The organism is Pseudomonas sp. P5_B2 (assembly GCF_056400445.1).
Genome location: NZ_JBFULH010000972.1, coordinates 1 through 1,229 on the forward strand (window position 1 = coordinate 1; position 1,229 = coordinate 1,229).

Genomic DNA, 1,229 nt, shown 5'->3' on the forward strand with positions numbered 1-1,229 from the left:
ATGGCGGGTCGATCCGGATGAGCCTGCTCGATACGTTTGAGGGTCAGTTCCAGCATGCCGATGATTGCATTCATCGGCGTGCGGATCTCATGGCTCATGGTTGCCAGAAAGGTGCTTTTGGCTCTGTTTGCATCATCGGCGCGTTCCTTGGCCGCTCGAAGATCTTCGAACAGTTGTCGCCGCTCGCTGATGTCGATCCAGCCGCCAATGATGCCTTGCACTTCACCGCTCGAATCGCGGTAAGGCAGAACCCAGTGATAAATCGTCAGCTTGCGATTGCCGATTTGCAGGGTGCGGTCGCGAATCAACGGGGTACCTTCACTCACCACGCGCTGATAGTCAGCCTGATATTCCTGAGCCTCGAACGCATTGCTCATGGTGCCCTGAATGACACTTTTGCCGATGACGTCTTCGTATTTTGTACTGAAGGCTTCCAGGTAACTGTCGTTGCAGCTTTGCAGCAATCCCTGCCGATCGCGCACGTAGATGGGATGAGGCGTGCCATTGACCAGTGATTGCATGAACTCAAGTTGATCGTTCAACGCGAGCTCGGCTGCCTGGCGCTGTTTAATCTGACGACGCATGTAAGCGTTCCAGGCAATAGAAATCAGCAGTAGCACGCCAACACCGGCCACCACCTGATAGAACACTCGGTGATAGTTGCGCCAGGTGCTTTGCGGAGTCGACGAGTACCCCCGCCAACGGCTGTTGATGATGCCCAGCTCCTGCGGGGTAATGCTAAGCAATGCCTTGTCGAGGATTGCGCTCAGTTCTTTGGCGTCACGCCCTGTTGCCAGAGAGAACGCAGCCTGCTGCGTACCAAGGGTGGCGCTGATCTGAAGCGGCTGCTCGAAGAGTCTGGATGAGATGAAGTAATTGGCGATCACCAGCGAGTTAACGGCGCCTTCTGCCTGACCTTCTGCAACTGACTGCACGGCACTGAAGGTGTCCGGGGTTTCGATCAGATTGACGTGCGGGAACTCGCGACGCAAGTAATCCACCATCGGATTACCTTGGGCAATCGTCAAACGCTTGCCCGAAAACTGCGTGAGGTCGGACGGGCTGTCAGTCATTTTGCGCGTCAGCAGGACAAAGGAATTTTCCAGATACGGGCGGCTGAAATTCAGTAACGTTTCTCTTTGTGCGCTGGGCAGCAGGGCAGCAATCACGTCGGCTTGATCATGACTGATTCGCTCGATCATCTCGTCATCGCTTCGGCTGCGATGTAT

The 1,229-nt window shown here is 55.2% G+C and carries 1 protein-coding gene; it reads right to left on the bottom strand.

All coding sequences use genetic code 11. The annotated features are described in order from the left end of the window. On the bottom strand, nt 1-1,229 hold a 1,229-nt coding region (locus AC1DRJ_RS28410; protein ID WP_477805069.1), incomplete at both ends, for a PAS domain-containing protein.